Raw genomic sequence first — 15,004 nt, forward strand, 5'->3', positions numbered from 1 at the left:
GGAACTTTTATGATTTTTATTCCACTTGTTGTTTTAGCAATTATACTACTCATTTTAATCTTTAGTCTGAGTACAATTGTATTTGTTGTTAAACAGCAAACCGTTGCGATTGTCGAACGTTTTGGGAAGTACCAATTTACTGCAAACCCTGGTTTTCATCTGAAACTTCCTTGGGGAATTGATCGGATTGCTGCTAGAGTTCAATTGCGTTTATTACAAACAGAAATGACAGTTGAAACCAAAACTGCGGACAATGTTTTTGTTACGATGAATATTGCAACGCAATATCGAGTAAACGAACAATCCATCAAAGACGCATACTATAAACTAATGAATCCAGGTGAACAAATTAAGGCTTATATTGAAGATGCTCTTCGTTCAGCAGTACCAAAGTTGACTTTGGATGATGTTTTTGAAAAAAAAGATGAGATCGCTCTTGAAGTTCAAAAAACAGTTGCTGAAGAAATGCAAACTTATGGTTATATTATCGTAAAAACGCTGATTACTAAAGTCGAACCTGATGCTGAAGTTAAGCAATCTATGAATGAAATCAATGCGGCACAACGTAAACAAGATGCCAGCCAAATGTTGGCAAATGCTAATAAAATTCAAGTTGTAACTGCCGCTGAAGCAGAAGCTGAAAAAGACCGTCTGCACGGGGTAGGGATTGCTGAACAACGTAAGGCCATCGTTGACGGTTTAGCTCAACAAATTACCGAAATCAAAAAGCTTGGTGTGGCACTTGATGAAGAACAAATTATGGCGATTTTGTTAACTAACCAATATTTAGATACCTTGAATCAATTTGCTGCAGGTGGAAATTCAACCATTTTCCTTCCAAGCGGAGCTGAAGGAGCAGAAAGTTTAAGGACTCAGATTTTATCAGCCATTAAAGCAGGTAAATAAAGTAAAAATGGAAAGCTATCGATGGATAGCTTTTTTTATTATAGCAAGCTTCTTCTTGCAATTTTTTTTGAAATTAGGTAGAATAAAGTGATTGTAGCGCGTCCGTAGTGTAATGGATATCACGTAAGATTCCGGTTCTTGAGATGGGGGTTCGATTCCCTCCGGACGCATTTAATTAAGTAAATAAACCGCTCGGTTGAGCGGTTTTTATTGTTTTTGTGCCAAACATGTGCCAATGACTATGTTTTATAGAATCCCAAATATGTTATAATAAGGTATTGATTCGAAGGTAAAAAGACTAGGTTTTAAATTTAAAAAATAGTTAGAATGAAACCGCGAGTTTTTTGATATTATCATTTTACAGGAGGGCTTTTATGAATCAAGAGAAATTTATTAAGTATTTAAGTTGGGTAGCGACTGGGATGTCGGTAATGATGTATGTGTCATATCTTCCGCAAATTGCTAACAATCTTAGTGGAATGAAAGGAAATCCTATTCAGCCCCTTGTTGCTGCAATTAATTGTACACTTTGGGTCACTTATGGAATTGGCAAAAAGCCTAGAGATTTAGCTTTGGCAACGGCAAACTTTCCAGGTATAATTTTTGGATTGGTCACATTTTTTACTGCCCTTTGATGATGAAAAAAATGATTAATTGGACCTGTGTGTGGCCATTATCAGAGATAAATAAATAATAAATTTTAAAAAAATAAAAAAATTACAGCTGAGACTAGAAATTTCAGAAAGTCTGTGTTATAATATATTTCGTCGTGAAAATGATGCTTTAAGCATGACTCGTTAGCTCAGTTGGTAGAGCATTTGACTTTTAATCAAAGGGTCGCTGGTTCGAGCCCAGCACGGGTCACTAATTTATTGAAGAAAAGATTGTGGGGAAGTTTCACAATCTTTTCTTGTTTTGAAAAATAATTCTCATTTTTGAGAAAATAAAGTTTTAATTTGCCTTAAGGTGAGTTGAAACTGATGGAGGTTCAATGGAAATCCAATTTTTAGGGACTGGGGCTGGTCAGCCTTCTAAATCAAGAAACACTCAGGCAATTGCCTTGAAAATGCTTGATGAGCGTAATGAAATTTGGCTTTTTGACTGTGGTGAAGCAACGCAACATCAAATTTTAAATACTACAATTAAGCCACGAAAAATTACTAAGATTTTTATTACACATTTACATGGGGATCATATTTTTGGCTTGCCTGGTTTTTTGTCTAGTAGAAGTTTTCAAAGTTCAGATGAACAAACTGATTTGGAGCTTTATGGCCCTGTGGGAATTAAAGATTTTGTTTTGACCGCTTTTAGAATCTCGGGTTCACGCTTAGCTTATCGTATCAATTTTCATGAAATTGATTCGGCTGGAAAAATCTTTGAAGATGATAGTTTTGAAGTCCATACAGATTTGCTTGACCATACTATTTTCTGCTTGGGTTATCGCGTCGTAGAAAAAAATCGAATAGGTGAACTCGATGCCAATGCTTTAAAAGAAGCTGGGCTTCCTTTCGGACCCCTTTTTGGTAAAATAAAAAAAGGTGAGATTGTTCAGTATGAAGGAAAAACTTTCGATCCTAAAGATTATATCGGAGCGGATAAAGCTGGTAAAATAGTCACGATTTTAGGCGATACAAGAAAATCGAATGTTGCAGTACGCTTGGCTTATGGAGCGGACTTATTGGTTCATGAGGCAACTTATGAAGCAAATGAAAGTAAAATGGCAAGAGCACATGGTCATTCAACGACTAAACAAGCAGCAGAAGTCGCCAAAGAAGCTGGAGTTAATCGATTGTTATTGACTCATATTAGTGCACGCTATGTTGGAACTTTGGTGGGACAATTGGTGCGTGAGGCACAGACTGTTCATTCCAACACCTTTGTGGTTAAGGATTTTTACGAGGAAAAAATTGGTTAGAAATATTGTAATTACAGGTGCAACTGGTGATATTGCTAAAGAAATTGTCAAATCTTTACCTAAAGAAAATGACCATTTAATTTTGGTTTCACGTAGCCGTAAGACTCTGATTGAACTCTATGGTCAGCTTGAAAATGTTACATTACTGACCAATGATGAACTTTTGACTAATGAGCAATCTTTTGTTGTGGATATTTTGATTAATAATGCTGGTTTTGGTATTTTTAAAGAATTCACTGAACTTACGGATGGGGAAATTACAGAACAGTTTGTCATTAATACTTTAATGCCTATCCAGTTGACCAGACTCTTAGAACCGAAAGTTCAATTGATTAATATTGCTTCAATTGCTGGAAAGTTACCAACAGGAAAGTCAAGTATTTATGCTGCTTCTAAGGCGGCTTTGATTACATTTTCAGATGCTTTGCGTATGGAAAATCCACAATTAATCGTGACTACTGTGAATACCGGACCTGTAAAAACCAAATTTCACAAAGATAATGGAGATTATCTGGAAAAAGTGGGGAAAAATGCAATTTCAGCATCCAAAGTTGCTGACAAAGTTGTGAATAACTTGGGAAAAAGGAAAAGAGAAATCAATTTACCTTGGACTTTATCCACAGCTGCTAAATTGCGAGCTATTTTTCCTTCGCTTTTTGATTTTATATCAGCCAAATTTTTTAATTTTAAATAGAATTTTATTACTAACAGAAACATAATGCAATTCCTGTCAGTAAATTATAGAAAAGTTTAGGATTTTATTAAATAAAAGAAAAATAATCTCTAAACTTAGCCATTTTTTTCGAGTAATTTATGCTAAAATAATTGAATTGAGCATAGAAAAGATAAAGAGAATTAAAATGATAAAAGCAAAATATGATTGGAAAGTGGCTGATACAGCCATTTCCGAAGATTTTCTAAAGATAGCGAAAAAACATAAATTAGATGAATTGACAAGTCGCGTGCTTTATCAAAGAGGAATTCATGCAGAAGCTGAAATTGAGCAATTTTTAAAGCCAAGTTTAGAAAATTTACATGACCCTTTTCTACTTCATGATATGGAAAAAGCAACAGGGCGTATTTTATCAGCAATTGAGCAAGGTGAAAATATTTTAATTTATGGTGACTATGATGCTGACGGAATGACTGCAGCATCAGTCATGAAGTCCGCTCTGGATGAATTAGGAGCTGAGTCTCAAGTTTATTTGCCCAATCGTTTTACTGACGGTTACGGGCCAAATCTTGACGTTTATCAGTACTATATTAAGAATGAAAATATCAATCTTATTATTACTGTAGATAATGGGGTTGCTGGCTTGGAGGCAATTACCTGGGCACAGGAAAATGGAGTGGATGTAATTGTTACCGATCATCACTCAATTCCTGATCAACTTCCCCCTGCTTATGCCATTGTCCACCCAGAACATCCTGATAGTCAATATCCTTTCAAATATTTGGCAGGAGTTGGCGTTGCCTTCAAAGTTGCCTGTGCTCTTTTAGAATATGCACCTAGTGAAATGCTTGATTTAGTTGCAATTGGTACAATTGCTGACATGGTCAGTTTGACTGATGAGAACCGAATTTTAGTGGCTCATGGTCTAAAAGTTTTGGCCCAAACAGAGCGTGCCGGTTTACAAGAATTAATGAAGTACGCTGGGGTTGATTTTGATAAAATCACTGAGGAAACGGTTGGTTTTCAAATTGCTCCTCGTTTAAATGCTTTGGGGCGCCTTGATGACCCAAACCCAGCCATTGAATTGCTGACAGGCTGGGACGAAGATGAAGCGCATGAAATTGCCAAAATGATTGACCAAAGAAATTCTGAGCGAAAAGAGATTGTGGAAAAAATTCACAATGAAGCTCTGAGTATGCTGACAGATGAACCTGTTCAAATTTTATATCACAAGGACTGGCATAAAGGTGTCTTAGGAATTGTTGCGGGTCGTTTGTTAGAAGCCATCCATAAGCCAGTGATTATGTTAGCCCAAGAAGATGGAATTTTGCGAGGGTCTGCTCGGTCAATTGAAAATTTTGATATCTTCAAGGCATTAAACGCGCATCGTGAACTTTTTATTGCTTTTGGTGGTCATAAACAAGCCGCAGGGATGACTTTAAGTCTGGAAAACGTAGAAGCAGTTAAAAAGGCAATGATTGATTATATCGTGGACAATAATTTAGATATGTCTAAAAAAAGCCCCTTGGAAATTGCTGATCGTTGCCACCTAGACGATATTTCTCTTTCTACAATCACTAATTTAGCAAAATTGGCTCCCTTTGGCATGGATAATCCTAAACCTCGATTTTTAATCGAGGATTATAAGGTGATTCAAAGCCGAAGTATGGGGAAAGACAATGCTCATCTTAAATTAAAAATTCAGGAAGAAAAGCAACAAATTGATGCTGTATATTTTCAACATGGTTCAGAAGAATTGGAATTTGAACAAGCACAAACAAAATTAGTTGCGACACTTTCAAGTAATAGTTGGAACGGAAATACGAGTCTTCAATTAATGATTGAAGATGCTGATTCAGTTGGTGTGGAGCTCCTTGATATAAGAAGCAAGCAAATTCCTATGCCAAAAGAGGCTAATATTTTTTCTCAAAATCAACTAAAACATGGTATAATGGAAGATGTGCTTGTCATCGAAGAGGCACCTGTAGATTTAACAGGTTTGTCAGTATTAAAAGAAGCTGTCAGTAAAGCAGCGTCGGATGATTTTAAAATGATTTATTTTAAAAATAAAATCACTGATAGCTATTATTTAACAGGAAGTGGAACACGAGAAGAATTTGCAAGACTCTATAAAGCAATTTATCAATTCCCAGAATTTGATATTCGCTATAAATTAAAATCACTTGCAGATTATTTGAAAATCCCTCATCTCTTGCTTGTCAAGATGATAAAAATCTTTGAAGAACTTAAATTTGTCAGTATCGACAATGGCTTAATGACGGTTAATAAAACGGCCAATAAACGCGAAATTTCTGAAAGTACAATTTATCAAGAACTAGAAAAAATTGTAAAAATGCAAGAACTTTTTGCTTTAGCACCCGTCAAAGAAATTTATCAAAATTTATTAGAAAAATAATTTCGTTTTTATAAAAAAGTTACTGACGAAAATGTTTGAACCGGTAAAGGTAAAGCTGTCAGTAAAAATAACGAACTTATGTTAGAAAAAAGGAGCACTGACAATTCTGTCAGTAACAAAAACATGGAATTAAAAGACTATATTGCAACAATTGAAAACTATCCTAAAGAAGGCGTAGTTTTTCGCGACATCAGCCCTTTGATGGCAGACGGAAATGCCTATAACTATGCTGCTACCGAAATTGTTCAGTATGCAAGAGATAAAGAAATAGATATGGTTGTAGGTCCAGAAGCGCGTGGTTTCATCATTGGATGTCCAGTTGCTTTTGCCCTTGGTGTAGGATTTGCTCCAGTTCGTAAGCCTGGTAAATTACCTCGTGAAGTCATTGAAGCAACTTACGAAAAAGAATACGGAACAGACACACTCACAATGCATTCAGACAGCATCAAACCAGGGCAACGCGTCTTGATTGTTGATGATTTGCTTGCAACTGGTGGAACAATTGCTGCAACAATTGAACTTGTTGAAAAAATGGGTGGTATTGTTGTTGGTTGTGCCTTTCTTATCGAGCTTGATGAACTTAAAGGCCGTGAAAAAATTGGAGATTATGACTATAAAGTCTTAATGCACTATTAATTTTTTTGCTGTCACTCGCCCAAAAATTTCTGTCATTAATCTTTATTATAAAATAAAGTATTAGATTCAAGTAAAGCGTAAGCAGATGGAGCTTTTTTGGCGTAAAATATTGACAGCAAGCTAATTTTGATATACACTATAAAAAGAAAATCCACATAGGGTTCATTTATATAAATGAAGCCACATATTATTAGGAAAAGAGAGAGTAAAAACTTGAAAATTACAGCCTTAGAAGGACAAAAAATCTCAGAACTTTCAATGATTGAAGTTGCTCATGCTTTATTGGAGCAAAATGGCAAAGAAATGCAATTCTCTGAAATCATCAGAGCGATTCAAGATTATTTGGAAAAATCAGATGATGAAATTAAAGCTAGTATTTCTCGTTTTTATACAGAAATCAATACAGACGGAAGTTTCATTCCATTAGGAAATAATATCTGGGCACTTCGCTCATGGTATGCCATTGATGAGATTGACGAAGAAGTTATCGCTCTCGATGAAATTGAAGACGAAGAAGAAGAAAAACCAGCTAAGAAACGCAAAAAAGTCAACGCTTTTGGTATCGAAGACGAAATCGATCCAGAGGATGAAGAAGGCGCAAAAGAAACAGCCGAAGAAGATATGTCATACGATACTCAAGCAGAAGACGAAGATAAAGACGACGTTGCTGCTTATGACGCAGAACTTGCAGAAGTTGAACTTGAAAATGTAGATGAAGATGTTGACATCGATGTAGAAGACGATGAAGATGATTCAGACGATACTGATGAAGACTAAAACACATAAAAAGTGAGGCATCAGCCTCACTTTTATGAATATTCTCTTTTTATTTGTAAAAAATTAAAAGAACGGTTACAATTAGGAAAAGTAAAATTTTATTATTGAGCGAAAGCTAATCATAAGGAGAAAAAATTTGGTGGACAAAGAAACAACTGAATTTTCTCGAGGAAGTTTTAAAGAAAAAATACTTCGCCAACTTGAAGAAAATGCAGCGAAACAAGCAGAAACTAAGTTCCCAGACCCTGAAGATTTCGAACGTCCCAGCAAGAGTGACTCAGAAGAGTCTGAGCGAAAAATCGAACCAAGGAAAGTTGATCTTGAGCCTTTCAAACTCCCTGTCTTTGATTTTCCTGCAGCGGATGATAACGAAGAAGAACCTTTTGTAGAAAATGAAGACCTTTCTCATGAAAGTGATTCGTTGCGTCAAAAATTAGATGGAGTGGTTTCAGAGGAAGCGCAAAACCAAGATATTTCTCCTCAATTTTCAAGAAGTGAATCAAATGTTCAAGACGAAAACCTTGAACAAAATCAATTTTCAGAAGAAAAAAAATCAGAAAAAATGGTTAAACATCAACCTTCAAGAAGAACCAACAGTTCTTCTAAAAAAGCTTCTTCTAGCAAGAAAAATAAAAATAAGAACAAAAATAAGAAAAAGAAAAAAGTAACAGCAGGTAAAATCATTGCTGTGATTGTTGTTCTTTTAGTTTTAGTTGTTGGAGGAACAGGTTGGTATGGCTATAACTTTGTAAAATCAGGCATTCAACCTTTGGACTCTAAGAATGCAACAGCTAAGTCAATCAATATTCCTGCTGGTTCAAGTAGTAAGCAAATTGGTGAAATTTTGCAAAGACAATCCATTATTAAAAATGGAATGGTTTTTCAGTATTATACAAAATTTAAAAATTATTCAGAGTTTAAAAGCGGCTATTATAATCTTGCACCAAACATGAGCTTATCTACGATTGCTAGTAAACTTGAAGAAGGCGGAACAGAAAAACCTGTTGCTCCAACCTTAGGTAAAATTTTAGTCCCTGAAGGCTATACGCTAACACAAATTGCAAAAGCTGTTACAGTTAATAGTGGAAGCAATGAAAAGAATGCAAAAACGCCATTTTCTGAAGCAGACTTTATGAAAACTGTTCAGGATCCAACCTTTATCGCTAAAATGGTTAAGGCTTATCCTAAACTGTTCGCAAGCTTGCCAACAAAAGATTCAGGAATCAAATACCAATTAGAAGGTTACTTGTTCCCGGCGACTTATGATTACACAAAATCATCGACAGTTGAATCAGTCATTGAAAATATGATTCAAGCAGCCAATACTCAGCTCACTCCTTACTATGATACAATTGCTCAAAAGAATTTGACTGTCAATGAAGTTTTGAGTTTAGCAGCTTTGGTTGAAAAAGAAGCCAACAACGATGATGATCGACGCAATGTTGCTGGAACCTTCTATAATCGTATGAATGCTGGAATGACTTTGGGTTCTAATTTGTCAATTCTTTATGCCGAAGGTAAACTTGGTGAAAAAACAAGCCTTTCAGAGGATGCTAATATTGACACCAATTTAGATTCACCATATAATTTGTACACAAATACTGGATTTGGTCCTGGTCCTGTCGATAGCCCAAGTCTGTCATCTATTAAAGCAGTACTTGAGCCTGCTCAAAATGACTACTTGTACTTTGTTGCCGATGTGACTACAGGAAAAGTTTATTTTGCGAAAACATTAGCTGAACAAAATGCGAATGTTCAAAAATATGTGAATGATAAAATAAGTAGCTAAGTTATCATTAATTTAGATTTAATTAAAAGAGAAAAAAGTTTATAAAAAGGAAAGAAATATAATGGAAAAAACATTCCCAATGACCCAAGAAGGGCTTGATAAATTAAAATTAGAACTTGAAAATTTAAAACTTGTGAAACGTCCAGAAGTCATTGATCGTATCAAAGTTGCTCGTAGCTATGGTGACCTTTCAGAAAACTCAGAGTACGAAGCAGCTAAAGATGAACAAGCCTTTATTGAAGGACGTATTTCAACTGTTGAAACAATGATTCGTTATGCTGAAATTGTTGATAACGCAAAAATTGCTAAAGACGAAGTAGCACTTGGTAAAAACGTAACTTTTGTTGAAGTTGGAGAAACTGACGAAGAATCTTATCAAATTGTCGGTACTGCTGAAGCGGATCCATTTTCAGGAAAAATTTCTAATGAATCACCAATTGCTCGAGTTTTGATTGGTAAAAAAGTTGGAGACATCGTAAATGTTCCACTTCCAGTTGGCGAAATGACAGTTAAAATTGTAAAAGTTGACTGATTATTTTAGAATGTAATAAATAAAAAAGCCGTCAGTAACGGTTTTTTTATTTTTCTACCTTTAATTCTGTCAGTAAGTTAAAATTGCTATTTTTGGTAAAAATAATATTTTTCAGGTATAATAGTCAGTAATAGTCAAAGATTATTTAGAAAATGGATGAAAGAAAGGATGGAGCGATGGCAGGTCAAAAAAATACATCAGATATCATTGAAGCTTATTTAAGAAAGCTTTTAGAAGAAGCACAAGTCATTGAAATTAAACGAGCGGACTTAGCCAATCAATTTGATGTCGTGCCGAGTCAGATTAATTATGTTATAAAAACACGATTTACAGCCTCAAAAGGCTTTGATGTGGAATCAAAACGTGGTGGTGGTGGATACATCAAAATTGTGAAGTATCAATATTCTGCTCGTCATGAATTCTTAACGGCTCTTTACCAGAAGATTCCAGCTAATCTCTCAAGTAAAGCTGCCCATGATATCGTTCAACTTCTCTTTGATGAGAAAGTACTGACAGAGCGTGAGGGAAATCTACTTTTGTTAGTCATTACTGACGGAGCCATTAGTCCCTTTACTCGTGGTATAATGATGAAAAGTATAATAAACAGATTGGACCGTGACGATGAAATTTGAAAATATAAAATATACACCAACGCTTGACCGAATTTTAGAAAAAGCGGAAGAGTATGCTCACCAATATCAATATGGCACTATTGAAAGTGCTCATTTATTGGCAGCAATGGCTACGACTTCAGGCTCAATTGCTTACAGCCTTCTTGCTGGAATGAATGTTGATTCTTCTGACTTACTGATTGATTTAGAGGATTTATCAAGTCATGTTAAGGTTAAACGCTCAACTTTACGTTTTTCACCACGTGCAGAAGAAGTGATGACTGCGGCAAGCTTTTTAGCAATTCATAACAACTCAGAAGCCGTTGGAACAGAACACTTGCTTTATGCCCTACTTCAAGTAGAAGATGGATTTGGTCTTCAACTTCTAAAATTGCAAAAAATCAATCTTGTATCTTTGCGAAAAGAGCTTGAGAAAAGAACTGGACTAAAAGTTCCAGAAAGTAAAAAAGCTGTGACCCCAATGTCAAAACGCAAGATGGCAAAGGGAGTTGCAGAAAATTCAACGACGCCAACATTAGACTCTGTATCCTCAGATTTAACCGAAGAAGCTCGTTTGGGTAAACTTGACCCAATGATTGGACGAGAAGCAGAAATTGACCGTTTGATTCATATTCTCAGCCGCAGAACAAAAAATAATCCTGTCTTAGTTGGAGAGCCCGGTGTTGGGAAATCAGCAATTATTGAAGGCTTGGCCCAAAGAATTGTCAATGGTCAAGTTCCAATTGGTCTGATGAATAGTCGGATTATGGCTTTGAATATGGCGACTGTTGTTGCTGGGACAAAATTTAGAGGCGAATTTGAAGACCGTTTGACAGCTATCGTTGAGGAAGTCAGCAGTGATCCAGATGTCATTATTTTCATTGATGAATTACACACAATCATCGGTGCTGGTGGCGGTATGGATTCTGTCAATGATGCCGCGAATATTTTGAAACCTGCGCTTGCTCGTGGTGATTTTCAAATGGTCGGAGCAACAACCTATCATGAATATCAAAAATATATTGAAAAAGATGAAGCTTTAGAACGCCGTTTGGCGAGAATAAATGTTGATGAGCCAAGTCCAGATGAAGCGATTGCCATTTTACAAGGCTTGCGTGAAAAATTTGAAGATTATCATCAAGTGAAATTTACTGACCAAGCCATTAAAAGTGCTGTAATGCTCAGTGTTCGTTATATGACTAGTCGAAAATTGCCTGACAAAGCCATTGATTTACTTGATGAAGCTGCAGCAGCGGTGAAAATTTCTGTCAAAAATCAACAAGCAAAACGTCTTGATTTAGAAAAAGAATTATTTGAAGCTCAAGAAGAATTATCAGAAGCGGTCATTAAACTTGACATCAAAGCATCTCGTACAAAAGAAAAAGCAGTTGAAAAAATTGCTGACAAGATTTATAAATTCTCAGTAAAAGAAGATAAACGTCAAGAAGTTACTGACCAAGCTGTTGTTGCTGTTGCCTCAACACTGACAGGTGTTCCAATCACACAAATGACTAAGTCTGAAAGTGATCGTTTAATCAATCTTGAAAAAGAATTACACAAACGGGTTGTTGGACAAGAAGAAGCTATTTCTGCCGTTTCAAGAGCCATTCGTCGAGCGCGTTCTGGTGTTGCTGACAGCCGTCGTCCAATGGGGTCTTTCATGTTCCTCGGACCAACAGGGGTCGGTAAAACCGAACTTGCTAAAGCACTGGCTGACAGCGTATTTGGTAGTGAAGATAATCTGATTCGTGTTGATATGAGTGAATTCATGGAAAAACATTCAACTTCACGCTTGATTGGAGCTCCTCCAGGGTATGTAGGTTATGATGAGGGTGGTCAATTGACAGAACGTGTTCGTAATAAACCTTATTCTGTTGTTCTTTTAGATGAAGTCGAAAAAGCTCATCCGGATGTTTTCAACATCATGTTGCAAATTCTAGATGATGGATTTGTGACTGATACTAAAGGCCGCAAAGTTGATTTCAGAAATACAATTATTATTATGACTTCAAACTTGGGAGCGACAGCGCTCCGTGATGATAAGACAGTTGGCTTTGGCGCTAAAAATATTACAGCTGATTATTCAGCCATGAAATCAAGAATTTTAGAAGAGCTTAAACGTCATTATCGTCCTGAGTTTCTTAATCGAATTGATGAAAATATTGTTTTCCATTCATTGGAAAGTCAAGAGATTGAACAAATTGTTAAAATAATGAGCAAATCTTTGATTAAACGTTTGGCAGAACAAGATATTCATGTTAAACTCACACCGTCAGCGGTGAAATTAATTGCTGAAGTAGGCTTTGACCCAGAATATGGTGCACGTCCGCTACGTAAAGCACTTCAAAAAGAAGTTGAAGACCTTTTAAGTGAACAACTCCTTTCTGGTGAAATCAAAGCAGGTAATCATGTTTCAATTGGTGCATCTAATAAAAAAATTAAAATCGCTCAAATTGTTTGAGGTGAAAGCTGTTTCATGTTATAATTAAATTAGAAATAAAGGAAAGGACAGTTCGAAAAGATTCAGAAGTCCTGAAAATTCCAAACGTTTAAGGGCTTCATTGAAACAAAAAGAACTGTTGAAGAGGTACTCTTATGATCAAATTTAATATCCGTGGCGAAAACGTCGAAGTGACTGATGCAATCCGCGCTTATGTTGAAGATAAAATCGGAAAACTTGATAAATATTTCAACGATGGTCATGAAGTAACAGCCTATGTTAATCTTAAAGTTTACACTGAAAAACGAGCTAAAGTTGAAGTAACTCTTCCAGCCAAAAACGTTACTTTACGTGCAGAAGACACTTCACAAGATATGTATTCTTCAATTGATTTTGTGGAAGAAAAACTCGAACGTCAAATTCGTAAATATAAGACACGTATGAACCGCAAACCACGTAATGCTGTTCCAACAGGACAAGCTTTTGGTGACGAGTTTGCACCATTAGAAAAAGCCGATGAAGTTGCCGAAGACCATGTAGATATCGTGCGTACTAAACATGTCGCATTGAAACCAATGGATGCTGAAGAAGCAGTGCTTCAGATGGATATGTTGGGACATGATTTTTACGTCTTTACAGATGCTGATAGTAATGGAACACATGTTGTTTATCGCCGTACAGATGGTCGATATGGTTTAATTGAAACAGAATAAAAAAATAAGGATAGATTTTCTATCCTTTTTTATTAATATTCAAATAAGAAAAATCCAAAATGTAAGCGTAAAACCTTTTAAAGTTTAGGTTTGCGAAGATTTTCACTTGAAAAATCTTTCAAAAAATAGTAAAATCAAAGATGTATTAAGAGTGCAGACGCACTTAAAAATAATAAGGAGACTAAAATGTCAATTATTACTGATATTTATGCTCGCGAAGTCCTTGACTCACGCGGTAACCCAACACTTGAAGTTGAAGTTTACACTGAAGACGGTGCATTCGGTCGTGGTATGGTACCTTCAGGTGCTTCTACTGGTGAACATGAAGCGGTTGAACTTCGTGATGGCGACAAATCTCGCTACAACGGACTTGGTACTCAAAAAGCTGTTGACAACGTAAACAACATCATCGCTGAAGCTATCATCGGTTATGAAGTTACAGATCAACAAGCTATTGACCGTGCAATGATCGCTCTTGACGGTACTGAAAACAAAGGTAAATTGGGAGCCAACGCTATCCTTGGTGTTTCTATCGCTGCTGCTCGTGCTGCTGCTGATGAACTTGGTGTTCCACTTTACAACTACCTTGGCGGATTCAATGCTAAAGTATTGCCAACTCCAATGATGAACATCATCAATGGTGGTTCTCACTCAGACGCTCCAATCGCTTTCCAAGAATTCATGATCGTACCAGTTGGTGCACCTACATTCAAAGAAGCACTTCGTTGGGGTGCTGAAATCTTCCACGCTCTTAAGAAAATTCTTAAAGATCGTGGACTTGAAACAGCTGTCGGTGACGAAGGTGGATTCGCTCCTAAATTCGACGGAACTGAAGACGGTGTAGAAACTATCCTTAAAGCAATCGAAGCAGCTGGTTACAAAGCTGGTGAAGATGGCGTTATGATCGGTTTCGACTGTGCATCATCAGAATTCTACGAAAACGGTGTTTACGACTATACTAAATTCGAAGGCGAAGGTGGTAAAAAACTTTCAGCTTCTGAACAAGTTGACTACCTTGAAGAACTCGTTTCTAAATACCCAATCATCACTATTGAAGATGGTATGGACGAAAACGACTGGGATGGATGGAAAATCCTTACAGAACGTCTTGGTAAAAAAGTTCAACTCGTTGGTGACGACTTCTTCGTTACAAATACTAAATATCTTGAACGTGGTATCCGTGAAAATGCTTCAAACGCTATCTTGATCAAAGTTAACCAAATCGGTACTTTGACAGAAACTTTCGAAGCTATTGAAATGGCTAAAGAAGCTGGTTTCACAGCAATCGTTTCTCACCGTTCTGGTGAAACTGAAGATTCAACAATCTCAGATATCGCTGTTGCAACTAACGCTGGTCAAATCAAAACTGGTTCACTTTCACGTACAGACCGTATGGCTAAATACAACCAATTGCTTCGTATCGAAGACCAATTGGCTGAAGTGGCTCAATACAAAGGTCTTAAAGCATTCTACAACCTTAAAAAATAAGGTTTATCAATGAATGATTTAGATATAATCCTTCTCTTTCTTTAGAGAAGGATTATTTTTTATAAAAATACTATACGAAAAAACTACTAGTAAGCTAGTAGTTTTTAT

The 15,004-nt window shown here is 36.2% G+C and carries 13 protein-coding genes and 2 tRNA genes; all 15 read left to right on the forward strand.

Features of this window, described 5'->3' with window-relative positions; translation table 11 throughout:
* The first annotated feature begins 9 nt into the window (after positions 1-9).
* The 15 genes from QJV49_RS10630 (at position 10) to eno (ending at position 14,896) form a co-directional block, all read left to right on the forward strand.
* A complete protein-coding gene (locus QJV49_RS10630) occupies positions 10-906 on the forward strand; it encodes an SPFH domain-containing protein (RefSeq protein ID WP_003129543.1) in 897 nt (298 codons plus the stop codon).
* Positions 907-1,004: 98 nt separating this feature from the next.
* Positions 1,005-1,076: transfer RNA gene (locus tag QJV49_RS10635), tRNA-Arg, on the forward strand.
* 204 nt (positions 1,077-1,280) lie between these two features.
* The gene (locus QJV49_RS10640) at positions 1,281-1,541 is read left to right on the forward strand and encodes a SemiSWEET family transporter (RefSeq protein ID WP_003129544.1); all 261 of its coding nucleotides are present in this window, start codon (positions 1,281-1,283) and stop codon (positions 1,539-1,541) included.
* A gap of 156 nt (positions 1,542-1,697) precedes the next feature.
* Positions 1,698-1,770 (forward strand) — tRNA-Lys (locus tag QJV49_RS10645).
* 127 nt (positions 1,771-1,897) lie between these two features.
* On the forward strand, positions 1,898-2,821 hold the full coding sequence (gene rnz, locus QJV49_RS10650; protein ID WP_225511584.1) for a ribonuclease Z: 924 nt from the start codon (positions 1,898-1,900) through the stop codon (positions 2,819-2,821).
* Complete coding sequence (locus tag QJV49_RS10655) at positions 2,814-3,515, forward strand: SDR family oxidoreductase (protein ID WP_225511585.1); 702 nt, start codon at positions 2,814-2,816, stop codon at positions 3,513-3,515. Before rnz ends, QJV49_RS10655 begins: the two co-directional genes overlap by 8 nt.
* A gap of 166 nt (positions 3,516-3,681) precedes the next feature.
* Complete coding sequence (gene recJ / locus QJV49_RS10660; protein WP_225511586.1) at positions 3,682-5,910, forward strand: single-stranded-DNA-specific exonuclease RecJ; 2,229 nt, start codon at positions 3,682-3,684, stop codon at positions 5,908-5,910.
* 123 nt (positions 5,911-6,033) lie between these two features.
* Complete coding sequence (locus QJV49_RS10665; protein WP_012897343.1) at positions 6,034-6,546, forward strand: adenine phosphoribosyltransferase; 513 nt, start codon at positions 6,034-6,036, stop codon at positions 6,544-6,546.
* Positions 6,547-6,759: 213 nt separating this feature from the next.
* Positions 6,760-7,323 carry a DNA-directed RNA polymerase subunit delta gene (gene rpoE / locus QJV49_RS10670; protein ID WP_225511587.1) on the forward strand — a complete coding sequence of 188 codons (564 nt, stop codon included), beginning with the start codon at positions 6,760-6,762 and terminating at the stop codon, positions 7,321-7,323.
* Between the two features lie 136 nt (positions 7,324-7,459).
* Positions 7,460-9,112 carry an endolytic transglycosylase MltG gene (gene mltG / locus QJV49_RS10675; RefSeq protein ID WP_225511588.1) on the forward strand — a complete coding sequence of 551 codons (1,653 nt, stop codon included), beginning with the start codon at positions 7,460-7,462 and terminating at the stop codon, positions 9,110-9,112.
* A 58-nt stretch (positions 9,113-9,170) separates the two neighbouring features.
* Positions 9,171-9,644, forward strand: a complete 474-nt coding sequence (gene greA, locus QJV49_RS10680) for a transcription elongation factor GreA (RefSeq protein WP_025016857.1) — start codon at positions 9,171-9,173, stop codon at positions 9,642-9,644.
* 176 nt (positions 9,645-9,820) lie between these two features.
* Positions 9,821-10,276 (forward strand): CtsR family transcriptional regulator, encoded by a 456-nt coding sequence (locus tag QJV49_RS10685; protein ID WP_058209439.1) that lies wholly within the window; start codon positions 9,821-9,823, stop codon positions 10,274-10,276.
* Entirely contained in the window at positions 10,266-12,716 is a 2,451-nt protein-coding gene (locus QJV49_RS10690) for an ATP-dependent Clp protease ATP-binding subunit (protein ID WP_225511589.1), read from the forward strand. The genes QJV49_RS10685 and QJV49_RS10690 overlap by 11 nt, the downstream gene beginning before the upstream one ends.
* A 134-nt stretch (positions 12,717-12,850) precedes the next feature.
* Entirely contained in the window at positions 12,851-13,408 is a 558-nt protein-coding gene (hpf, locus tag QJV49_RS10695; protein WP_225511590.1) for a ribosome hibernation-promoting factor, HPF/YfiA family, read from the forward strand.
* Positions 13,409-13,594: 186 nt separating this feature from the next.
* Positions 13,595-14,896, forward strand: coding sequence for a surface-displayed alpha-enolase (gene eno, locus QJV49_RS10700; RefSeq protein WP_225511591.1), 1,302 nt, complete (start codon positions 13,595-13,597; stop codon positions 14,894-14,896).
* Positions 14,897-15,004: the final 108 nt, after the last annotated feature.

The organism is Lactococcus sp. NH2-7C, assembly GCF_029953655.1.
GTDB classification, from domain to species: domain Bacteria; phylum Bacillota; class Bacilli; order Lactobacillales; family Streptococcaceae; genus Lactococcus; species Lactococcus lactis.